General features: G+C 72.3%; 18 protein-coding genes. 7 read left to right on the top strand and 11 right to left on the bottom strand.

Annotated features, from left to right (window positions below; all coding sequences use genetic code 11):
* Nucleotides 1–84: 84 nt before the first annotated feature.
* Entirely contained in the window at nucleotides 85–1,176 is a 1,092-nt protein-coding gene (locus IE145_RS11730) for a Rieske 2Fe-2S domain-containing protein (RefSeq protein ID WP_189520851.1), read from the top strand.
* A 116-nt stretch (nucleotides 1,177–1,292) separates the two neighbouring features.
* Here the strand turns inward: IE145_RS11730 and IE145_RS11725 are convergent, their stop codons facing one another.
* The 4 genes from IE145_RS11725 to IE145_RS11710 form a co-directional block, all read right to left on the bottom strand.
* Nucleotides 1,293–1,487: a hypothetical protein gene (locus IE145_RS11725; RefSeq protein ID WP_189520850.1), complete on the bottom strand. Its 195-nt coding sequence runs from the start codon at nucleotides 1,485–1,487 to the stop codon at nucleotides 1,293–1,295.
* A 134-nt stretch (nucleotides 1,488–1,621) separates the two neighbouring features.
* Entirely contained in the window at nucleotides 1,622–2,506 is an 885-nt protein-coding gene (locus IE145_RS11720; protein ID WP_189520849.1) for an SDR family oxidoreductase, read from the bottom strand.
* Nucleotides 2,503–3,441 carry an alpha/beta fold hydrolase gene (locus IE145_RS11715; RefSeq protein ID WP_189520848.1) on the bottom strand — a complete coding sequence of 313 codons (939 nt, stop codon included), beginning with the start codon at nucleotides 3,439–3,441 and terminating at the stop codon, nucleotides 2,503–2,505. The genes IE145_RS11720 and IE145_RS11715 overlap by 4 nt, the downstream gene beginning before the upstream one ends.
* Nucleotides 3,438–5,036: a flavin-containing monooxygenase gene (locus tag IE145_RS11710; RefSeq protein ID WP_189520847.1), complete on the bottom strand. Its 1,599-nt coding sequence runs from the start codon at nucleotides 5,034–5,036 to the stop codon at nucleotides 3,438–3,440. The genes IE145_RS11715 and IE145_RS11710 overlap by 4 nt, the downstream gene beginning before the upstream one ends.
* 168 nt (nucleotides 5,037–5,204) lie before the next feature.
* Between IE145_RS11710 and IE145_RS11705 the strand changes: the two genes are divergently transcribed.
* The gene (locus tag IE145_RS11705) at nucleotides 5,205–5,846 is read left to right on the top strand and encodes a MerR family transcriptional regulator (RefSeq protein WP_069740301.1); all 642 of its coding nucleotides are present in this window, start codon (nucleotides 5,205–5,207) and stop codon (nucleotides 5,844–5,846) included.
* A gap of 64 nt (nucleotides 5,847–5,910) precedes the next feature.
* On the opposite strand, the gene IE145_RS11700 is transcribed toward IE145_RS11705, so the two are convergent.
* Nucleotides 5,911–6,726: an exodeoxyribonuclease III gene (locus tag IE145_RS11700; RefSeq protein ID WP_189520846.1), complete on the bottom strand. Its 816-nt coding sequence runs from the start codon at nucleotides 6,724–6,726 to the stop codon at nucleotides 5,911–5,913.
* Nucleotides 6,727–6,776: 50 nt separating this feature from the next.
* Between IE145_RS11700 and IE145_RS11695 the strand changes: the two genes are divergently transcribed.
* Complete coding sequence (locus IE145_RS11695; protein WP_189520845.1) at nucleotides 6,777–7,265, top strand: GNAT family N-acetyltransferase; 489 nt, start codon at nucleotides 6,777–6,779, stop codon at nucleotides 7,263–7,265.
* Between the two features lie 62 nt (nucleotides 7,266–7,327).
* Here IE145_RS11695 and IE145_RS11690 read toward each other — a convergent pair whose 3' ends face one another.
* Both IE145_RS11690 and IE145_RS11685 read right to left on the bottom strand, forming a co-directional pair.
* The gene (locus IE145_RS11690) at nucleotides 7,328–7,798 is read right to left on the bottom strand and encodes a GNAT family N-acetyltransferase (protein WP_189520844.1); all 471 of its coding nucleotides are present in this window, start codon (nucleotides 7,796–7,798) and stop codon (nucleotides 7,328–7,330) included.
* Nucleotides 7,799–7,842: 44 nt separating this feature from the next.
* The gene (locus IE145_RS11685) at nucleotides 7,843–9,375 is read right to left on the bottom strand and encodes a sigma-70 family RNA polymerase sigma factor (protein WP_189520843.1); all 1,533 of its coding nucleotides are present in this window, start codon (nucleotides 9,373–9,375) and stop codon (nucleotides 7,843–7,845) included.
* 141 nt (nucleotides 9,376–9,516) lie between these two features.
* On the opposite strand from IE145_RS11685, the gene IE145_RS11680 reads away from it, so the two are divergent.
* Nucleotides 9,517–10,530, top strand: coding sequence for a helix-turn-helix domain-containing protein (locus tag IE145_RS11680; protein WP_189520842.1), 1,014 nt, complete (start codon nucleotides 9,517–9,519; stop codon nucleotides 10,528–10,530).
* Nucleotides 10,531–10,590: 60 nt separating this feature from the next.
* Here IE145_RS11680 and IE145_RS11675 read toward each other — a convergent pair whose 3' ends face one another.
* Nucleotides 10,591–11,811, bottom strand: coding sequence for a S1 family peptidase (locus tag IE145_RS11675; protein ID WP_189520841.1), 1,221 nt, complete (start codon nucleotides 11,809–11,811; stop codon nucleotides 10,591–10,593).
* Between the two features lie 367 nt (nucleotides 11,812–12,178).
* On the opposite strand from IE145_RS11675, the gene IE145_RS11670 reads away from it, so the two are divergent.
* Nucleotides 12,179–12,505, top strand: a complete 327-nt coding sequence (locus tag IE145_RS11670) for a hypothetical protein (protein WP_189520840.1) — start codon at nucleotides 12,179–12,181, stop codon at nucleotides 12,503–12,505.
* A 7-nt stretch (nucleotides 12,506–12,512) separates the two neighbouring features.
* Nucleotides 12,513–15,962, top strand: coding sequence for a hypothetical protein (locus IE145_RS11665; RefSeq protein WP_189520839.1), 3,450 nt, complete (start codon nucleotides 12,513–12,515; stop codon nucleotides 15,960–15,962).
* Between the two features lie 109 nt (nucleotides 15,963–16,071).
* On the opposite strand, the gene IE145_RS11655 is transcribed toward IE145_RS11665, so the two are convergent.
* Nucleotides 16,072–16,473: a hypothetical protein gene (locus IE145_RS11655; RefSeq protein WP_189520838.1), complete on the bottom strand. Its 402-nt coding sequence runs from the start codon at nucleotides 16,471–16,473 to the stop codon at nucleotides 16,072–16,074.
* A 282-nt stretch (nucleotides 16,474–16,755) separates the two neighbouring features.
* Here IE145_RS11655 and IE145_RS11650 point away from each other — a divergent pair, with 282 nt between their 5' ends.
* A complete protein-coding gene (locus tag IE145_RS11650; RefSeq protein ID WP_189520837.1) occupies nucleotides 16,756–18,126 on the top strand; it encodes a lipase family protein in 1,371 nt (456 codons plus the stop codon).
* 92 nt (nucleotides 18,127–18,218) lie between these two features.
* Here IE145_RS11650 and rocD read toward each other — a convergent pair whose 3' ends face one another.
* A complete protein-coding gene (rocD, locus tag IE145_RS11645; RefSeq protein WP_189520836.1) occupies nucleotides 18,219–19,457 on the bottom strand; it encodes an ornithine--oxo-acid transaminase in 1,239 nt (412 codons plus the stop codon).
* On the bottom strand, nucleotides 19,457–20,254 hold the full coding sequence (ddaH, locus tag IE145_RS11640) for a dimethylargininase (RefSeq protein WP_189520882.1): 798 nt from the start codon (nucleotides 20,252–20,254) through the stop codon (nucleotides 19,457–19,459). The genes rocD and ddaH overlap by 1 nt, the downstream gene beginning before the upstream one ends.
* Nucleotides 20,255–20,315 lie beyond the last annotated feature (61 nt).

The raw sequence follows: 20,315 nt of genomic DNA, 5'->3' as shown, positions 1-20,315 counted from the left end.
GCACCCGTCCGGGCGTGCCGGGCGGGCGCTCGTGTGCCGGCGGCGGACACGATGGAAGGGGCTGCCCACGTACGAGGGAGAAGCATGAGGGAGAACCGCTCGGACCGGATCGCACGCGGCCGGCCCGGGGACGATCCCGGCCCCGCCCCCGCCCCGCCCGACCTGCGGCGGATCGGGGCCGGCCCGGACTTCTGGTACCCGGTCGCCCTCTCCCGGAGCGTACGGAAGGAAGGGGTGGCCGCGGCCGTCTTCGCCGGGGAGCGCATCGCGCTCTACCGCGCCCGGAGCGGTGCCGTCCACGCGCTGGAGGACCGGTGCGCCCACCGCCAGGTGCCGCTGAGCATGGGCGTCGTGGACGGCGAGACGCTCCGCTGCTGCTATCACGCCTGGGCCTACCGGGGCGACGGCCGCATCTCGCAGATCCCCTACCTCGCCAAGGGGGACGCCCGGCCGCCGCGCGGCGTGCGCGCCTATCCGGTGCGCGAGGCGTACGGCCTGGTGTTCGTCTTCCCGGGCGACCCGGAGAGGGCGACGGTCACCCCCCTGCCGGACATTCCCGCCTTCGCCTCGCCGCGGTACAGGACGATGACGTTCTCCCGGACCGTGCGCTGCCACTACTCGTTCCTGCACGAGAACCTGCTCGACATGAACCACCAGTTCCTCCACCGGGGCGTGGTCGGCAAGCTCCAGCCCAAGCTGCTGGGGTACGAGAGCGGCCCGGCCTCGGTGGAGGCCCGCTATCTGTTCACCCACACCGGCGGCAAGCGCAACCGCAGCGCGAGCCTGCTCGCCGCCGAGGGCCTGGGCGGCCGGCCCTCCAGCGACGTCATGACCATCCGGACCGAGTACCCCTACCAGACGCTGGACCTGGTCCCGGAGAAGGCCGACCACCCGGCACTGCGTCTCTGGGCGGTGTACGTCCCCGAGGACGCGGAGCAGCGCGTCTGCCACGCGTACGGGCTGCTCATGATCGAGAAGCCGAGGATTCCGGCGGCGTTGAGCGTGGCCTGGCCGTTCATCCGGCATTTCACCGAACGGGTCTTCGCGGAGGACCGCAGGGCCGTCGAGGCCGAGCAGCGGGCGTGGGACGAACAGGGCGAGGACCGCAACCACGAGGTGTTCTCGCTGATCCTGGACGTCCGCGACGTCCTGCGCGCCAACGGCGTGCCGCTGTGAGTCCGTACGGCCGCCGCACAAGGAGGAGGCGCACCCGGCAAGCCCGGGTGCGCCTCCTGACGCGACGCGTACGCACGCGCTGACCGCAGCACGTACGCGTCACACCTCAGCGACCGTCAACGGTCAAAACGCTCGCGCGCCTGGTCCGCGGCGTCCTGGGCACGGTCCTGCATGCCCGAGGAGGAGTCCGACCGCTGGTCGCGGTCCTGCCGGCCGCGCTCCTCGGCCTGGTCCTTGGCCTGACCGGCCTTCTGCTTGCCCTGGTCGGCGAGCTCCTGCGCCTTGTCCTTGAACTGGTCTGCGATACCCATGCTGTTCACTCCTGTGGGATGCGTGGGAACGGATGTGGGGGTGGCCCCAGCGGGGCCGTGCTCAGCGTTGCACGACCCGACATCCCGCGCATTTCGGACCGCTACCCACCGTGAGGAGGTGCCGGTCCGCCCCGTTACGTACGCTCCGCGCGCGCCTCCTGGTCCGCCGCTCCCCCGGCTCCCACCAAGCCCTTCGACACGGTGTGGAGACGTGGTTCGAAGCGCCGCATCTCGCGCGGTCCGCCGATCGCGATGACCGAGGGCAGATAGCCCCGGACCGACTGCATCCCGCGCAGCCACCACTGGGCGTAGACGTGCGGGGAGCGCCGCGCGATGCCGTCCACGATCCGGTCGACGGCCGGGCCGAGCGGGTAGGTGCGGTTCATCGGCCACGGCAGCCGCTGCCGCAGCTCGCGCATGACGTCGTCCTGGTCCGCGCCGCGCACCATGTCGGTGTCGGTCCAGGAGAGATAGCCGACGCCGACCTTGACGCCCTTGTGGCCGACCTCGGCGCGCAGGCTGTGCGCGAAGGCCTCGACGCCCGACTTGGACGCGCAGTACGCGGTCATCATCGGGGCCGGGGTGATCGCGGCCAGCGACGCTATCTGCAGGAAGTAGCCCCGGCTCTCCGTGAGCACCGGCAGGAAGGCGCGTCCGGTGACCGCGCCGCCGATGAGGTTGACCTCGATGACCCGCCGCCAGGCGGCCGGGTCGGAGTCGGCGAACGGACCGCCCGCGGCGACGCCCGCGTTGGCGACGACCACGTCGACCTTGCCGAAACGTTCCTTGACCTCACGCGCCACCTGGGCCATCGCCTCGTGGTCGGTGACGTCGGCGAACCAGTGGTCGCTCTCGCCGTGCAGCCGGTCGGAGACCTGCTTCAGCTCGTCCGGCTCCAGGCCGACGAGCGCGAGGGTCGCCCCGCGTGCGGACAGCTTGCGGGCGAGCAGTTCGCCCACCCCTCGGGCCGCGCCGGTGACGACGACGACCTGCCCCTCCAGATTCCGCTTGCCGCTCATGCGACATCCTCCTTCTCCGCCGTGGCGCCCGCGCCCGTGGCGGCGTACCGGGTGACCAGCTCCCTGATTTTCGCCGAAACGGCCTCCGGGGCCTCGACCGGCGTCATGTGTCCCATGCCCGTCAGCTCGGTCAGGCCGAGGCCGACCGGCAGGGCGTCCGCGATGGCCCGGGCGTGGGCCGGTGGGGTCAGCCGGTCGTCCGTGCCGGCGATCACCGCCGTCGGCACCCGCAACGCCCGTACGCCCGCGGCGAGATCGAGCTCGGCGAGCACATGGCCCCACGCCACCCGGGCGCGGCGCGGGCAGGCGTGCACGATCCGGGCGCAGGCGTCGACCCGGTCGGGGGCCGAACCTCGCCCCATCGTCGCGTACTTGAGGATCTTCCTGGAGACCGGGGTCACCGGCCCGAGGGGCGCTTTCGCGCCGAGGACGGCGGTGGTGAGCCGGGTCCGCAGCGCACCCGCGCGCAGCGGCAGGACCAGGGCCTCGGCGGTCAGCCGCGTGGCTCCGGTGGAGCAGAGCAGCACGGCGGCGGCATGTTCGCGCAGTCCGGGCCGGCCGGCCGCCGCCATCACCGTCATCCCGCCCATGGAGTGCCCGGCGAGCACCGCCTTGCGGCCCGGGGCGAGCGTCGCGGCGAGGACCGCTTCGAGGTCGTCGGCCAGGGCGTCGGTGCTGTAGCCGCCGGGGCCGGGCTCGGGGGAGAGCCCGTGGCCGCGCTGGTCGTAGGCGATGACGCGGTGGTCGGCGGCCAGGTCGCGGATCTGGGCGTCCCAGAAGCGGGTGTTGCAGGTCCAGCCGTGGGCGAGGACGACGGCGGGCGCGTCCTCGGGGCCGTGCAGTTCGACGTGGATCCGCGCACCGTCGGCGGAGCGCGCGGTCAGCTCGGCGGCGGGCACGGGCGGGACGGTGCCGCGGTGGGGGAGCCGGCTCATCGCGTGGCCTCCTCGGCGACGGGTCCGGCTTCCGCGGCGGCGGTGACGGTCTCACGGTCGGTGCGGCCGGGCTGCTCGGGGACGCGGCCGGCCCCGCCGGCTCGCCGCTCACCGCCCGCGCCGCCGGCCCGGACGACGTCGTACTCCGCGAGGTCCACCGACCGGGTCTGCCGCCGGAACTCACCCGTCGTGCCCGGCCAGACGGTGGTGTTGCGGCCCGCCTCGTCCAGGTACCAGCTGGTGCAGCCGCCGGTGTTCCACACCGTGCGCTTCATCCGCTGCTGGACCTTGTCGTTCCACGCGGTGACGGAGCCGGACCGGGCGTCGAGCGCGGCGCGTCCGCCGAGCACGTTCAACTGGCGGAGGTAGTCGGCCATGTAGTTCAGCTGGGACTCGATCATCAGGATCATCGAGGAGTTCCCGAGTCCCGTGTTGGGGCCGATGATCGTCATCCAGTTGGGGAACCCGGCGGCGGTCGCGCCGCGCAGCGAGTTCATCCCGTCCTTCCAGGTCTCGGCGAGGGTGATGCCCTCCGCTCCGACGACCCGCTCGGCGATCGGCATGTCCGTCACATGGAAGCCGGTACCGAAGATGATGGCGTCGACCTCGGCCTCGGTGCCGTCGGCGGCGATCACGGTGGAGCCGCGTATCTCGCTGAGCCCGGAGGCGACCACGTCCACATTGGGCTGGGCGAGCGCCGGGTAGTAGGTGCTGGAGAGCAGGATCCGCTTGCAGCCGATGCGGTAGTCGGGGGTCAGCTTGGCCCGCAGGGCCGGGTCCTTGATGGCCCGCGCCATGTTGGACTTGGCTATCGTCTCCACCAGGCCCAGCTGGTCGGGGTGCTTGGTGAAGGCGCTGACCTGCAACTCCCGTATGCCCCACAGCAGTCCGCGGCGCGCGGTGCCGGTGGCGGGTATCGCGCGGTGGAGGGCGCGCTCGGCCTTGCTGATGGTGCGGTCCATGCGCGGCATGACCCAGGGCGGGGTGCGCTGGAAGAGCGTGAGCTTCGCGGTCTTCGGCTGTATCGCGGGGACGATCTGGATCGCGGAGGCGCCGGTGCCGACCATCGCGACGCGCTTGCCGGCCAGGTCGTAGTCGTGGTCCCAGCGCGCGGAGTGGAAGACCTTGCCGGGGAAGGAGTCGAGCCCGGGTATGTCGGGCATCTTGGGGTCGGAGAGCGGACCGGTGGCGGAGACGACGACATCGGCGTGGAGCGTGGTGCCGTTGGCCGACTCGATCACCCAGTACAGATGCTCCCTGTCCCAGCTCATCAGCTTCACCTCGTGGTTCAGCCGGATGTGCGGGCGCAGCCCGAAGGTGTCGGCGACGCGCTCCAGGTAGGCCCGGATGTGCTCCTGGCCGGAGAAGGTGCGCGGCCAGTCCGGGTTGGGCGCGAAGGAGAAGGAGTAGAGGTGGGACGGTACGTCGCAGGCGCAGCCGGGATAGCTGTTGTCGCGCCAGGTGCCGCCCACCGATCCGGCCCGCTCCAGGACGACGAAATCGGTGATGCCTTCGCGGCGCAGCCGGACGGCGGCCCCCAGGCCCCCGAATCCGGTACCGATCACCGCCACACGTACGTGCTCCTGCTGGGCCATGCTGCCGCCTCCCGCGGTACGTCACGCGACTTTGCCAGCAATCACTGGCATGGTTCGGAGAGTAGAGCAGGTCCGTACTGATGGGTAGGGGGCGGACCAAGGAAAGTTACCGGCGGTACAACATAGGGTGCCCCTGTGGCTGAAGGACGCGAGCACCGCGAATACCGCATGGAGGAGCTGGCCAAGGAGGCCGGCATCACCGTGCGGACCCTGCGCTTCTACCGGGAGCGCGGACTGATCCCGCCGCCGCGCCGCGAGGGCCGGATCGCCTGGTACGACGACCACCACCTGGCCCGGCTGCGCACGATCGCGGGCCTGCTGGAGCGCGGCCACACGCTCAACGGCATCGCCGACCTGGCGGCGACCTTCGAGAGCGGCCGCGATGTCGCCGAGGTGCTGGGCCTGGGCGAACCGACCGAGGAGACCCCGGTCCGGCTCACCCCGGAGCAGCTCGCGGACTACTTCGAGGGCGAGGTCACGCCGGAGAACCTCGCCGCCGCGCTGGATCTCGGCTATCTCGCCACCGACGGGGACGAGATCGTGCACATCAGCCGCCGCCTCCTGGAGGTGTCGGCCGAGCTCGTACGGGAAGGGGTGCCGCTCGCCACGGTGCTCTCCTCGGGCCGCCGCGTCCGCGAGCACGCGGAGGCGCTCGCGGAAATCTTCGTACGGGTACTGCATGCCCACACGAAGGAGACCGAACCCGCCCAACTCCGACCGCTGGCGCGCGCGGTGGTGGACGCGGAGCTGTCGATGGCGCTGGACCGGAGGCTGCGCCGCGAGGACGGCACACAGCCCCCGAAGGCGTGACCGCACCCGGGGAGCCGCGGTACGGCCCCGCGCCGCAGGGGCCGCGCGACGGCCCCCGACGGCACTACCGCTCGTAGACGACCGTGACGGGCGCGTGGTCGCTCCAGCGCTCGCCGTGCGTGGCCGCCCGCTCGACCCAGGCCTTCACCGCACGCCCGGCCAGCCCCGGGGTGGCCATCTGGTAGTCGATGCGCCAGCCGGCGTCGTTGTCGAAGGCCCGGCCCCGGTAGGACCACCAGCTGTACGGCCCCTCGACATCCGGGTGCAGCGACCGCACGACGTCGACGTACGCGGCCTCCTCCAGGACCCGGGTCAGCCAGGCGCGCTCCTCGGGGAGGAAGCCGGAGCTCTTGCGGTTGGCCTTCCAGTTCTTCAGGTCGGCCTCCTGGTGCGCGATGTTCCAGTCGCCGCAGACCACGACCTCGCGTCCGTCCGCCGCCGCCCGCGCCTTCAGACCCTGGAGGTAGGGCAGGAAGGCCGCCATGAAGCGCTCCTTCTCGTCCTGGCGCTCGGTGCCGACCTCACCGGAGGGCAGATACAGGCTCGCGACCGTGACCCCGGGGAGGTCGATCTCCACGTACCGGCCGCTCGTGTCGAACTCCTCCGCCCCGGGGGCCCCGTGGCCGCCGAAGCCGATCTGGATCCGCTCAGGGGCGTGCCGCGAATAGAGCGAGACGCCCGCGCGGCCCTTGGCGGCGGCGGGCGCGTGGACGGTGTGCCACCCCTCGGGAGAGCCCACCCCTTCGGGCAGCTGAGCCGACTCGGCCCGCACTTCCTGGAGGCAGACCACATCGGCGTCGGTCGCCGCCAGCCACTCGACGAAGCCCTTCTTGGCGGCGGCCCGGAGCCCATTAACATTCACACTGGTAACGGTCAGCATCCCCGAACAGTACCTACTCCACCCCAGCGCACAGATATACGATACTCAGCATGCTTATTCAATCTCGGCCCTTCGACCACCCCGACGCCGTCAAACTCAACGACCAGGTGCAACTCGAATACGCCGAGCGCTACGGCGACGAGGGCGATGTCACACCGCTCGACCCGTCGATGTTCGTGCCGCCGCACGGTCTGTATCTGCTCGCCTACGACGAGCAGGTCCGCCCGGTGGCGACCGGCGGCTGGCGGACCCAGAACCGCAACGCCGACGGCTACGAGGACGGCGACGCCGAGATCAAGCGGATGTTCGTGATCCCCGAGGGCCGGGGCCGGGGCCTGGCCCGGCGGATGCTCGCCGCCCTGGAGGAGGACGCCCGGGCCGCGGGCCGGACCAGGATGGTCCTGGAGACCGGCGACCAGCAGCCCGAGGCCGTCGCGCTGTACACCTCGTGCGGTTACACCGTCTGCGACGTGAAGTTCGGCCACTACCGGACGTACGACAGCAGCATCTGCATGGCCAAGCCGCTGCGGCAGCCGTAGCGGCCACGGGGACCGCGCGGCCGGGCACGCGCCCCCGCCGCGTCACGGGGCCCGGCGGCCGGTCACACACCCCCGCCGAGCACCAGGACCACGTGCTCGTCCTCCCCGTGCCGCACCGTGCCGGTCACCGTGAACCCGCACTTCTCCAGCAGGCGTACGGAGCCGGTGTTGCCCGAGACGGGGTCCGCGTACAGCGGGCGGGCCGTCTCCCGCTCCAGGAACGCGGTCAACGCCTCGGTGCCGATGCCCCGGCCCCAGTACGGACGGCCGAGCCAGTAGCCGAGGAAGCGCCGGTCCTCCTCCCACCAGGCCACGATGTTCCCCGCGGTCTCCCCGTCCACGACGACCGTCTGCACGAAGTTGGCGGGGTCCCCCAGCACCCGCGTCTTCCAGTGCGCCATGAACGCGTCCCTCTCCCGGGGAGTGAAACGCGACCGCCGGACCGCCTCGGGATCGTGCTCGTACGCGAGGAACACCTCCAGGTCCTCGGGCACGACATTCCTGAGCTGCACGCTGCTCTCCACGCTCTCCATGCCGGCCGAGTCTGGCACCCGCCACTGACCATCGGCCCGGCCGCTCACCTCGGGGTGGCGAGCACCTGCGTCCAGTAGGGGCCGCGCGGGGAGTCGGCGATGCCCACGCCCACGTGGACGAAGGCGCAGTTGAAGATGTCGTCGTCGCGGCCGGGGCTGTTGCGCCACTCCTCGACGACCGCCGCCGGATCGCTCATGCCGGTCGCGATGGTCTCCCCGACGGCCGACCAGTCGTAGCCGGCGGCACCGACCCGGTCGCCCGCTCCCCGGCCCGAGGAGTCGGTGTGGTCGAAGTAGTTCCGCGCGGCCATGTCCTCGGAGTGCCGCTGGGCGACCTCGGTCAGCCGGGGGTCGGTCTCCAGCTCCGGGCAGCCGTTCGCGGCGCGCAGGGTGTTGACCCGGGTGACCACGCGGGCGTCCGGGCCGGGGCGCGGCGCGGGCGCCGGCGAGGCGGAGGGCGACGGGGGGACGGTGGGCGGCCGGGTGGTGGCGGTCCTGCCCGGGGTCGGCGTGGGCGAGACCGCGGAGGGGCTGGGGCCCGGCTCGGCGGAGGCGGAGGCGGCCGCGGGCGGGGGCGCGGGCGCGGGGCTGGAGGTGGCCCCGCCGCCCCGGGACTCGGGCCCGGCGGGGGCGGAGGGCCAGATCAGTACGGCGAGGGCGGTCACGGCGGCAGCCCCGGCCATGAGCCCGGCCGCCTTCCCGGCCGAGAAGGCGGCCGGGGCGGCGTGTGCGGCGCCGGAGGCGGACGGAGCGGCGGCGGTGGCCGATGCGGTGGCGGGGGCGGCCGACGAGGCGACGGCCACCGCCACCTGCTGCCCGCTGTCGTAGAGCGGCACCACGAGGGCGAGCCCGGAGAGCAGGCCCTCCGGCGGGACCAGCCCCGCACTGCCGTCGGAACAGGAGGCGCAGCCCCGTACATGGCGGGCGATCCGCTTGCGCCACAGCGGCGTCGGCGTACCGTCCCAGTCGCCCAGCAGGTCCTCCAGGGCCGGGCAGCGGGGATCGGAGGCCAGGGCCCGGACGACGGTGCGGCCGACGTCGAGCTGGTTCTTGACCCGCTGGACGCGTACGGCGGCGTGCTGCGGGGAGAGACCGAGCGCCTCGGCCAGCTCGGACCGGGTGAGGTCGCCGGTCGTCTCCAGCCACCACAGGGACAGCACATCGCGCTCGGCGTCGTCCAGCCAACGGGTCGCCTCGGCCGTCTCGCGCCGCTGCCCGGAGAGTTCCAGGCGCAGGATCGTCAGGTCGACGAAGTCGGCTGCGGGGTCGGCCGGGTCGCTGGTCTCCTCCAGCGGGGCGGGGCGGTGGCCGAGGTTGGACCAGCGGCTGCGGACCTGGTTCATGGCGATGGCGACGAGCCAGGAGCGGAAGCGGGCCGGATCGCGCAGGGCGGGCAGGCCGGAGAGCGCCCGGAGCATGGTCTCCTGGACCACGTCGTCCACGTCCGGATGGCCGTTGAGGGCGCGCCCGACGACGTTGTAGACCAGCGGGAGATACTGTGCGGCCAGCCGCTCCCCGGCGGCCCGGTCGCCGTTCCTCGCCGCGATGACCAGAGCGGTGCTGTCCACGCCGTTCACGCCCTTCGTTCGGGTTCGCCACCGGAATGTGGGCCAGGTCACCCCTGGGGGTTTTGTTATCCGCCCCCCGTCCAGTGGTCAACCAGTATGCGGGGGCCGGCAGGCAGTCCCGCCGGGAGAGTGCCGGGAGCGGGGAGAGACATGTCGAGCGACACGGACACCGACGAGGCGCACGCCACCGCCGCGCGGACGGGCGAGGCCATCACCACCTCGGCCCTGCACGCGGCGGCGACCGGAGCCGACACCTTCCCCGGGGTCCTGCGGGAGGCGCTGAACCGCCGCGGGCTCTCCCTGGAGCGGGTGAGCGAACGGCTCAGGGTGCGCGGCATCACCATCAGCCAGGCCACCCTGAGCAGCTGGCAGCGCGGCCGCAGCCAGCCCGAGCGGGCCCGCTCCCTCCAGGCGGTGGACGTGCTGGAGGAGATCCTGGAGCTGCCCGCCGGGTCGCTGCGCTCGCTGCTCGGCCCGCGCCGCCCGCGCGGCCGGACCACCCCGCCCGACGCGGAGGGGGCGGCGCTCCAGATCCTCGGCGAGGACTCGGTGGTGGAGAAGGCGCTCGGCGCGCGCTTCCGCCACTTCAACCGGGAGACCAGCTCGCTGATGGTCCACGACATCGTCAGGGTCGGCGAAAGCGGCACGCTGAGCGGGATCTCCACCACGAACGTGCTGCGGGCCAAGCGGGCGGGGGCGGACCGGGCGATCTTCGTCCTCAGCTTCGACGACGAGGCCGCCGAGCCGGTCGACATCAAGGTCACCTGCGGCCGCCTGGCGGAGGCCACGTACCTGAAGGGGCTCAAGTCCCTGGTGCTGGAGATCCACTTCGGTCGGCAACTGGCCAAGCTGGACACCACGGTGGTGAGTTACGCGGTCGAGGTGAGCCCGTCCGAGACCCCGGCCACGCACTACGAACGCTGGTCGCGGACGAACCTCCACGAATACCTCCAGCAGGTCTTCTTCCACCCCGGCGCCCTGCCCGCCGACTGCCACCGCTACGTCCGGGACAAGGTCGGCGACCCGCCCCGGGGCCGCCGCCGTATCCCGCTGAGCGAGGCGCACGACGTCCATGTGCTCACCTCCCGGTGCAAGCCCGGTGTCCACGGGGTGGCCTGGGAGTACGCGACGGGGCCCAATGGAACGGGAGACCGCCCAGGATGAGTGGACGGTCTCCCGCGTCTGGGGGGTGGCCTTTTCTGCCGGTCTGTTCCTGCGGTGGGACTACTTGGTGTTGAGGGTCAGCCCGTAGTACGCGAGGGCGTCGTCGAGCGGCTGGAAGTACGAGGAGCCGCGCGCGTTGACCTGGCCGTTGCAGCGCTGGTTGCTCGGGCCGCCGGACGTCATGCCCTGGGCCTGGTCACCGGAGACGTACGCGCCGCCGCTGTCCCCTCCCTGGGTGCAGACGCTGGAGCTGGCCAGGCCGGTCACGACGGTGTCGGGGCCGCCGTTCCGGTCGGTGTAGGTGACGCTGACGTTGTACGAACCGACCCTGCCGCAGGTCCACTGGGTGGTCTGGCCGGACTTGCAGAGCGCCGCACCGGAGGGGGCCCGCTTGCTGCCCCGGACCGGGACGGTGCCGGCCCGGCCGTACGTGGTGATGTCGAGGCCGATGGAGCTGCCGGCGTCGACGGCCGCGATGCCCATGTCGACGCTGCGGGTGCCGAGCGCGAACCGGGTGTGGGTGCCCTTGGCGAACCGGGTGCCGTTGTAGGCCAGTTCGGGCAGATCCTCGATGCAGTGCCCGGCGGTCACGAGCACCTGATTGCCGTTGCGGTCCTTGGCGCCGTAACCGACCGAGCAGAGGTAGCCGTTGAAGGTCATCCGGCTGCCGGGCGGCACGACGGCCTGGGTCTCCAGCTTCTCCTGGCCCTTCACGACGCGCACGGCGTCGCCGTTGCTCTTCGCGGCCTTGAGGAAGCTGCGGGTGGCGGCGTCGGTGTCGCCGTTGACCTCGACGGTCACGGTGTCCGACGCGAGGTCGACGGACCAGGCGGAGACCCCGGCCGGGGCGCTCTTGAGGGCCTTGGCGTCGAGCTGGGCCTTGATGCGGTCGAGTTCGCCCTCGCCCCGCTCGGGGACCCGGGCCTTGAGACCCGCGGCCCGGACGTCCTTCGCCGCCTCGGCGTCGGCGGCGTTGACGACGAGCGAACCGTCCTTGGCGAAGAAGGCCCCGAGCGTGTCGACCCGGTCCTTCCGCAGCTGTGCGAACCGGTCCTGCTGCTCGGCCTCGCGGTCCAGCCGCTCGATCGCGGCCTTCTCGCTGACGCCCAGGGTCACGGCGAGCGCCTTGACCATCTCCGGCTGGTAGGCCGGCGCCGCCGCGGGCGCCGAGGCCTCCTCCGCCGTACCGGCGTAGGCCCCTGTGGCGACTCCGGCCGACAGAAGGGCGCCGATCGAGGCGGCCACGATGTATCTGCGCGCGTTCTTCTTTCCGTGCTTCACGCGATTCCTTCCGCTACGCAGGCGAGCGTCCAGACAATGGGGGGGGTGGCCACACCGCGCCTGGGGAAGCGCGATGTGTTCCATGGACACTGCCTGGCGGCGATGACATGTTCCTGTCGCCGCGACTCGAACTCTGGCGCAGCCGGAACTGCCGCGACAAGAAGGGGCGGTGGAGCTCTTTTCTACAGAACTGGCCGAGAACTGTAGAGAGAACGGCGGAAAGCGCTGGTGCGGACCTTTGCGCCGGGCCGTACGCCCGCCCCGGAAGCCGCCCGGGAGTCCACCCCGATCACCCTTTCCCAGCAGTAGAGTTGCCTTCCGAATGAGGGGGGACACCGGCGTGAACAGAGGCCGAAGAACGGTACTGATGTGGACGGGCCTGGCGGTCGCCGTGCTCGCGGGAACGCTGTCCTTCCTCAGCTGGGACCGGGCCGACCAGGTGGCCGGAGTGGTCTCCGCCGTGGTGGGCGTGGCCGCCCTGGGAGTCGGCGTGTACGGGGCACTCGGCCCGGCCCGGGGCCCCGACGTGCAGGTCTCGGGCACGGGAAGGGCGGTGGCCCGTGGCGGCGGCGAGGCCAACACCGGGTTCGTCGCCCCGTCCTCCCCCACCGCACCCGGCTCGGTTTCCGTCAGCGACACCGGCGAAGCGGAGGCCGACGGAGGCAGCGCGAACACCGGATTCCGGCAGGGGTAGCGGAGCTGTGACCGGCGGCAGGATCGGGGCGAAGGAAACGGGCGACGCGTCGGCGCAAGGGGGCGCGGCCCTCTCCAACACCGGGGTCATCACCGGTCCGGTGACCCTTTCCTCCTCCTCGCGACGGCCCGCAGTATCGGGCTATCTGCTCCAGGTCGAGAGGATGGCGGCGGCCGACTTCCGGGGCCGTGGCGCCGAGCTTTCGGAACTGGCGTCCTTCAGCACGGAGGAACCTTCGCGGGCCGTGGCAGGAAAGAACTACTGGCGCTGGCTGGCCCCCGCCTGGGCCGGAAAGTCCGCTCTGCTGGCGGAGTTCGTCCTGAATCCGCCGCCCGGAATCGACGTCGTGGCGTTCTTCATCACCTCCCGCATGGCGGGCCAGAACGACGCCGCCGCCTTCTGCGAGGTCGTCCAGCGGCAGCTGTACGCCCTGCTGCGGGAGGAGGAGCCGCTGAGCACGCCGGCCACCCGGGACGAACAGCTGCGGCTCGCCATGGACCGTGCGGCGGAGCACTGCGCGGCGGAGGGCCGACGGCTCGTCCTGGTGGTGGACGGGCTGGACGAGGACCACGGCGTCACCGCCGGTCCCGACTGCCACAGCATCGCCGCGCTGCTGCCCCGTACGCCCCCGCACGGCATGCGGATCATCGTGGCCGGACGCCCGCACCCGCCCGTTCCGGACGACGTGCCCGGCGACCACCCGCTGCGGACCACGGAGATCAACCACTGGCTGGCGCCCTCCCCGCACGCCCAGGTGGTCCGCTGGGACGCGGAGCAGAACCTGCTGCGGCTGCTCGAAGGCGGCGGACTGGGGCGTGAGCTGGTCGGTCTGACGGTGGCGGCGGGCGGTGGCCTCAGCGCGAGCGACATCGCCGAACTGACGGGAAGCCGGACCCGCCTCGTGGAGCGCGAACTGTCGGCGGTGACCGGGCGCAGCTTCCGGCGGCGCTCCGTTCACTGGGCGTCCGACGGTCCCGCGGTCTACCTCCTGGCCCACGAGGAGATCCAGCGCAGCGCGGCGGACCTGATCACGGACGCGGAGCTGGCGGACTGCCGCACACGGCTGCACACGTGGGCCCGGACGTACCGGAGCGCGGGCTGGCCCGCCACGACGCCCGAGTACCTGCTGCGCGGTTACGCACGGCTCCTGCGGGAACTGGGAAGCACCGGGCAGCTGGTGGAGCTGGTGTGCGACACCGCACGGCACGAGCGGCTGTGGCAGGTCACCGGCGCGGACCTGGAAGCGCTCGGCGAGCTGTCGGCCTCACTGGACCAGTTGCTGGGACAGGGCAGGCAGAGCGGCGACCTGGACGTCTCGGCCGCTCTGCGCCTGGCCGCCGCCCGCGACGGGCTGCACGAGCGGACGGCTGTCCTGCCCGCCGACCTCATCGGCCTGTGGGCCCGGCTCGGGCACACCGGCCGGGCCATCAGCCTGGCGCAGTCGCAGCGGGATTCCTACAACCGGGTGAGCGCCCTGACCACTGTCGCCACCTGTCTCGCCGCGACCGGCCACCGGGAGCGGGCGGACGCGCTGGCGGCGGACGCGGACAACCCCGAGGACGAGGCCCTCCTCCTTGAGGCCGTCGCGAAAGGCCTGGCGGAAGCAGGCCTTTACGGCGAGGCGTTCCGGACGGTCGCGAGGATGGAGGGCACGGACCGGCCGGCGAAGGCTCTCGTCGCGACGGTCAGGCGGGCGGCCGACGACCACGCGGCGCACGGGCGGGTCGGGGCGGAGACGATCACACCGCACCTCACCGAGGCGGTGCAGGCCGTCGCGACGGTTCGCGGCGTCGAGCAGGGCGAGCTGTACGCCGATCTGGCCTGCGCGTTCTCCCTGTTCGGAGACGAGGGGCGGGCGCAGGAGACGGTCGACCTGGCCGTCCGGAACCGTTCGGACGACGAAGGGACGTTCCGGCAGGCCCAGAATCTGGGTCACATAGCCGTACGCCTCGCACCGGCACCGGGTCTGGCGCGGCGTGCCGCGAGCATCGCCCGTGACGCGGCCGGGCTGGCGGAGACGATCGACGACCCCCGAAGCGTCGAGTGGCTCTTCCCTCAGGTCGCCGCGGGCCTGGCGGCGACCGGGCAGTACGAGCGCGCGGAGCAGGTCGCCGGGATCCTGTCCGACCCGGCCGACCGTGACGAGGGGCTGTGTGCCGCCGCCAGGGCGGCGGCACACGCCGGCGACCCGTCCTGGGCGCTGGAGGTCGCGGACCGCCTCACCGACCCGATCGACGTGGCCAGGATTCTGGTCGCCGTCGGAAGGAGGACGGCGCCGCCGGCCGCCCCGGCCGAGATCTCGCGGCTGGCCCGGCGGCTTCTCACGCTGACCGACGCAGTGTCCGACCAGGCCTGGCAGGCGGGGTTCCGGACCGACGCGTCGGACTTCCTGCTCCGGGCGGGCGAGAGGGAACAGGCCGAGGCCGTGGCGGCCACAGCGACGGCTCTCGCCCGGAACGGCACGACGCCCCGGGGCGATGTGACCGCGCAGATCGCCGTCGCCCGGGCTCTGGCGGCGGCGGGTGCCGGGTGGGAAGCACACCGGCTCGTCGACCGGGCGGCAGAGTCGGCCGAAGCGGAGAGCGGATACCTCCGGCTGCTGCGCCTGGTCGACGTGGCGCGCGGGCTGCACGCGATCGGCCAGGACGACCACAAGGTGGCCGTGCTGTCCGCCCTGCTGGAAGAGACCCGGCAGCAGGCGCACCACTTGGAACACGCCGATTCCCTGCAACGCGTGGCCGAGGCGTTCGGTGAGACAGGCCGCCCCGACCTGGCGAGGGAGGTGGCTCGGGAACTCCTCGACAGGGCGGAGACCCTGGACAGCGCGTACCAGCAGGGGTGGCACAGATACTGCGCGGCCGGCGCCTGTCTGGCGGCCGGGGACTTCGACAAGGCCCTGGCTCTCGTCAGCTCCCTGCCGGACGACGTGCTGGACGACTTCCGCTCCGGTGTCGTGGAGAAGCTGGTGCGGGCGGGCGAACACGCGGAGGCGGGGCGACTCGCCGAGGAGTTGACGGGCACCGTCGAAGGCGACCGCAGCCTCATGCACATCGCGGCGGGCATGGCGGCCGGAGGTGATTTCCCCGGCGCGGTCGCCCTGCTCGACGAGATCCCCGGACCGGGGCTGCGCGACAGGGCCATGGAGAAGATCGTCAGCGCGTCGGTCCGGGCGGGCGCGACGCACGAAGCCCACGCCCTGGCCGACGCCATCACCGACCCGGGCGACCGGAGCAAGGCCCTCGCGGCCGTCGCCCGTGCCCACGGCCCCACCCCGCGGGGCCGCGTCCTGCTCGTCGAAGCACTGGCCCTGGGCCCCTGGGACCAGGTGGTCGAGGCGATCGCCGGGGTGGCCCCGGAGCATCTGCTCCTGCTGGCGGACCTGTCCCGGAACGAGCATCAGGTCCCGTCCGGCGGGTCATGCGACCTACTGACCGACGGGCCGTTGGCCTGGTCCTGAGTCGGGGGGACCTGACGCATCGTGCGTGGTCACTTCTGGAGCCGCGTCTGCCGCCGCCGGGTGGCCGGGGAGGGCGTTGGTGTGATCACCGCGTGGTGGTGAACGGGATCTACCACTGGACCTGATGGAAGTCCATCGTGCCGAAGGTCGCGATGTCCATCACGTAGCTCCACAGTGCGTACCGCTGCTGATCGGCACGGCGATAGGTCTTGCCGAAACCGTTGTCGAGAATCTCGGTCCAGCCGTCGCCCTGTCCGTAGTGCGCGAACAGTCGGTCATTGCGCCGCAACGCGTCTTCTCCGGACTCCGCCGGGGTCTGGTAGATCACCTCATGCAGCCGGCCGCGCCACAGAGTGAGAAGGAGCCGACCGCCGTCGACCGCGTATGTGTCCACTACCGCGTCGGGAGCGTTCTCGTGAGGGCGCGACGACTCCAGTTCGCCGGGGACCCGCACCGCGTCAGCAGCGCACAGCAACTCCAGCAACGGCACGTCGTCGGTGAGGGAGCCCATGAGGAGCCATCCTAGGGTCTGTCCGGAGGATCGGACCAGATCCGGTCGACGCCCCTCGTACGCCGCAGACGCGTGCCGAGCCCCGCGCCCCCGGCACGATCCGCCGGACAGGACCTGGGGCCCGCCCCGGGCGCCGCACGCGCCGCCGCGACCGAGAAGCCTGCGCGCGCATCTGTACGCCGCACCGTTACCCCCAGTAAGTTACCTCGCGGTAAGGGCTATGCCACTGTGCCCACCAGGTAGTGCCGCCTCGTCCACCCAGATTCGGATACCGGGGGAATCATGAACCGGAGCACCGTCGGCCTGCTGGCCGTCGCCGTCGTCACCGCTCTCACCGTCGGCGCGGCGCCGACGGCCTGGGCCACGCCCGCCACCGTCGCGCCAGCGGCAGCCGCAGCCGCAGCCGCGCAGACCGACAGCAGGGCGTCCGACCCGTTCTACCGTTACGACGGCAGCGAGCCGCTGTCCTCGTACGCGCCGGGCGACGTGCTGAAGAAGCGCACGCTGGACTACCACGTCCTCGGCATCCCGACGCCGGTCAAGGCCGTCCAGTTGCTCTACCGCACGACCGACGCCCAGGGCCGGCCGTCGGCCAACGTGACCACGGTGGTCCGCAGTCACCGGGGCGACGGCAGCAAGGCCGTCTCGTACCAGTCGTTCTACGACTCCCTCGACCCCGAGGACGGCCCCTCCCGCGCCATCGCCGGGAAGGTCACCCTCGGCGGAATCATCGCCAACGTCGAGTCCATCGTCATGGCGCCGCTGCTGCTCAAGGGTTACGACCTCGTCATCCCCGACACCGAGGGCCAGACCGCCGAGTTCGCGGCCGGTCCCGCGTACGGGACGAACACCCTCGACTCGATCCGGGCGAGCACCCGGACCGGGGCGACGGGGCTGCACAGCGGCACCCGGTTCGGTCTGCTCGGCTACTCCGGCGGGGCCATCGCCACCAACTGGGCGGCGGCCCTGGCCCCCACGTACGCACCCGACGTCAACCAGCGGCTGGTCGGCTTCGCCGAAGCGGGGCTGCTCGTCGCCCCCGCGCACAACCTGAAGTACGTCGACGGCTCCCTGGTGTGGAACGGCGTGATGCCGATGGCGGTCATCGGCGTGTCCCGTGCCTACGGCATCGACATCCAGCGCTATCTGAACCCGAAGGGCATCGCGGTCTTCGACGAGCTCGAACACGGCTCGATCGTCGACGCCCTGGGCCGCTACCCGGGGATGACCTGGAAGGACCTGGCGAAGCCGGAGTACAAGGACCCCAACTCCATTCCCGCCTTCGTCGACGCGGTCAACAAGGTCAACCTCGGCGAGGCGGCCACCCCGACCGTCCCCGGCTTCATCGGGCAGGGAAACGCGGGCGTGCTGGAGGGAACGTTCAACAGGCCGCCGGGCATCGGCACGGGCGACGGTGTGATGGTCGCCGGCGACGTGCGGGCGCTCGCCAACCAGTACTGCGCCACCGGCAACTCCTCGATCCGGTACGAGCAGTACAACCTGCTCAGCCATCTCGGCGCCATGCCGTACTGGACCCCGCGTGCGATGTCCTGGCTCGACGACCGGTTCGCGGGCAAGACCGCCCCCACCAGTTGCGGCCGCATCCCCGCGGGCAACTCGCTGGCGCCGGAGAAGCCCGCCGTCACGAACTGACCGGCTCGTGGGGCGACCGCCCCGCTCGTACGGCAGCGGTGCGGCCCGGCGTACATGACCGGGACCGCACCCCTGCCCGGCGCGGCACGCCGTTACGCCAGCACCTTCGCCAACGCCGTCAGTGCCGAACCGAGTTCCTCCTCGGTGATGGTGAGCGGCGGCGCCAGCCGGACCGTCGAGCCGTGGGTGTCCTTGACCAGCACCCCTTCGGCGAGGAGCCGCTCGCTGATCTCCCTGCCCGTGCCGATCGCGGGGTCGATGTCCACGCCCGCCCACAGTCCACGGGCCCGGTAGCCGGTGACGCCCGCGCCGACGAGGGCGGCCAGACCGCGGTCCAGCACCTCGCCCAGCTCGGCGGCCCGCCGCTGGAACTCGCCGGTGGCCAGCAGGTCGAGGACGGCCGAACCGATGACCGCCGCCAGCGGGTTGCCGCCGAACGTCGAGCCGTGTTCACCGGGCCCGAGCACGGAGAGCACCTCGCGGCGGGCGACCACGGCGGAGACCGGGACGATGCCACCGCCCAGGGCCTTGCCCAGGAGCAGCATGTCCGGGACCACGCCTTCGTGGTCGACGGCCAGCGTGCGGCCCGTGCGCCCCAGGCCCGACTGGATCTCGTCGGCGATGAACAGGCACCCTGTCCGCCGGGTCAGTTCACGGACCCCGGTGAGGTACCCGTCGTCGGGGATGACCACGCCGGCCTCGCCCTGGACGGGCTCGATCAGCACGGCCGCCGTCGTCTCGTCCACGGCGGACTCCAGGGCGGCGAGGTCGTTGTACGGGACGATCCGGAAGCCGGGGGTGAAGGGGCCGAAGCCGGCGCGGGCCGTCCCGTCCGTCGAGAAGCTCACGATCGTCGTGGTCCGGCCGTGGAAGTTGCCGTCGGCGACGACGATCGTCGCCCGGTCCGGTGCGACGCCCTTGACCTCGTACGCCCACTTGCGGGCGACCTTGACCGCGCTCTCCACGGCCTCGGCGCCGGTGTTCATCGGCAGCACCATGTCGAGGCCGGTCAGCGCGGTCAGGCGCTCGGCGAAACCCGCCAGCCGGTCGTGGTGGAAGGCGCGTGAGGTGAGGGTGAGTTCGTCGAGCTGGCGGTGCGCGGCCTCGATGAGGGCGGGGTGGCGGTGGCCGAAGTTGAGAGCGGAGTAGCCGGCCAGCATGTCGAGGTAGCGACGGCCCTCGACGTCCTCGACCCAGGTGCCTTCCGCGCGGGCGACGACCACGGGCAGCGGGTGGTAGTTGTGGGCGAGTACCGGGGCCTCGGCCCGGATCAGCTGCTTGGACGAGCGCGTCCCGAAGGCGGCGGGGGAAGGGGTGACGGTGTCGGTCATCAGCGGATCTCCTGGGTGCAGCACTTGATGCCCCCGCCGGCCTTGCGGAACTCCGACAGGTCGACGGGAACGGGGACATGGCCACGGCGGGCGAGCTCGTCGATCAGGCCGCGGGCCTGCGGTGCGACGAAGACGTGGAGGCCGTCGGAGACGGAGTTGAGGCCGAACGCCAGGGCGTCCTCCTCCGTGGCGATGACCGCGTCCGGGTAGAGGCGCCGCAGGACCTCACGGCTGCCCGGGGAGAACGCCGCCGGGTAGTAGGCGATGTTCCCCGCGTCCGCCCCGCCGCCGTCCGGCTCCCCGCCGAGGTGGAACAGAGCCGTGTCCAGGTGGTAGAAGCGCGGATCCACCAGGTCGAGGCCGATCACGGGCCTGCCGAAGAACTCCTGCGCCTCGCGGTGCGCGGAGCTGTGCGTACGGAAGCCCGTTCCCGCCAGTACGTACCGTCCGGCCGGGACGAGGTCCCCCTCGCCCTCGCAGACCGACCGGGAGGGGCGGACCTCGTACCCGGCTTCCTTGAACCACTGCGCGTACGCCGCCGCCTCGGGCCGCCGCTCGGGCGCGTGGAAGGACGAGCCGAAGACCTTGCCGTCCATGACCAGAGCCGCGTTCGCCGCGAACACCATGTCGGGCAGACCGGCGACCGGGGCGATCGTCTCGACGGTGTGGCCGTGGGCCCGGTACGCCTCGACCAGGGTCAGCCACTGGTCACGGGCGAGCGGGAGATCGACCGGCGTGCCGGTGTCCATCCACGGGTTGATGGCGTAACGCACCTCGAAATGGCGGGGTTCGCACATCAGATAGCGCCTGAGGCTCGGGCCACGGCCCAGCGGGCCACGTTCTACGGGCACGGCTTTC

It is taken from the genome of Streptomyces sindenensis, from assembly GCF_014649035.1.
Classification (GTDB): Bacteria; Actinomycetota; Actinomycetes; order Streptomycetales; family Streptomycetaceae; genus Streptomyces; species Streptomyces sindenensis.
Note: the sequence above shows the minus strand (reverse complement) of the source record. Positions and strands in the feature narration are given on the sequence as shown.

Coding starts and splice junctions, on each gene's coding strand:
- IE145_RS11695 (WP_189520845.1), top strand. CDS start 6,777: ATGCTTATTCAATCTCGGCCCTTCGACCACCCCGACGCCGTCAAACTC.
- IE145_RS11650 (WP_189520837.1), top strand. CDS start 16,756: ATGAACCGGAGCACCGTCGGCCTGCTGGCCGTCGCCGTCGTCACCGCT.
- IE145_RS11725 (WP_189520850.1), bottom strand. CDS start 1,487: ATGGGTATCGCAGACCAGTTCAAGGACAAGGCGCAGGAGCTCGCCGAC.
- ddaH (WP_189520882.1), bottom strand. CDS start 20,254: ATGTGCGAACCCCGCCATTTCGAGGTGCGTTACGCCATCAACCCGTGG.
- IE145_RS11705 (WP_069740301.1), top strand. CDS start 5,205: ATGGAGGAGCTGGCCAAGGAGGCCGGCATCACCGTGCGGACCCTGCGC.
- IE145_RS11680 (WP_189520842.1), top strand. CDS start 9,517: ATGTCGAGCGACACGGACACCGACGAGGCGCACGCCACCGCCGCGCGG.
- IE145_RS11720 (WP_189520849.1), bottom strand. CDS start 2,506: ATGAGCGGCAAGCGGAATCTGGAGGGGCAGGTCGTCGTCGTCACCGGC.
- IE145_RS11670 (WP_189520840.1), top strand. CDS start 12,179: ATGTGGACGGGCCTGGCGGTCGCCGTGCTCGCGGGAACGCTGTCCTTC.
- IE145_RS11700 (WP_189520846.1), bottom strand. CDS start 6,726: ATGCTGACCGTTACCAGTGTGAATGTTAATGGGCTCCGGGCCGCCGCC.
- IE145_RS11655 (WP_189520838.1), bottom strand. CDS start 16,473: ATGGGCTCCCTCACCGACGACGTGCCGTTGCTGGAGTTGCTGTGCGCT.
- rocD (WP_189520836.1), bottom strand. CDS start 19,457: ATGACCGACACCGTCACCCCTTCCCCCGCCGCCTTCGGGACGCGCTCG.
- IE145_RS11730 (WP_189520851.1), top strand. CDS start 85: ATGAGGGAGAACCGCTCGGACCGGATCGCACGCGGCCGGCCCGGGGAC.
- IE145_RS11710 (WP_189520847.1), bottom strand. CDS start 5,036: ATGGCCCAGCAGGAGCACGTACGTGTGGCGGTGATCGGTACCGGATTC.
- IE145_RS11715 (WP_189520848.1), bottom strand. CDS start 3,441: ATGAGCCGGCTCCCCCACCGCGGCACCGTCCCGCCCGTGCCCGCCGCC.
- IE145_RS11690 (WP_189520844.1), bottom strand. CDS start 7,798: ATGGAGAGCGTGGAGAGCAGCGTGCAGCTCAGGAATGTCGTGCCCGAG.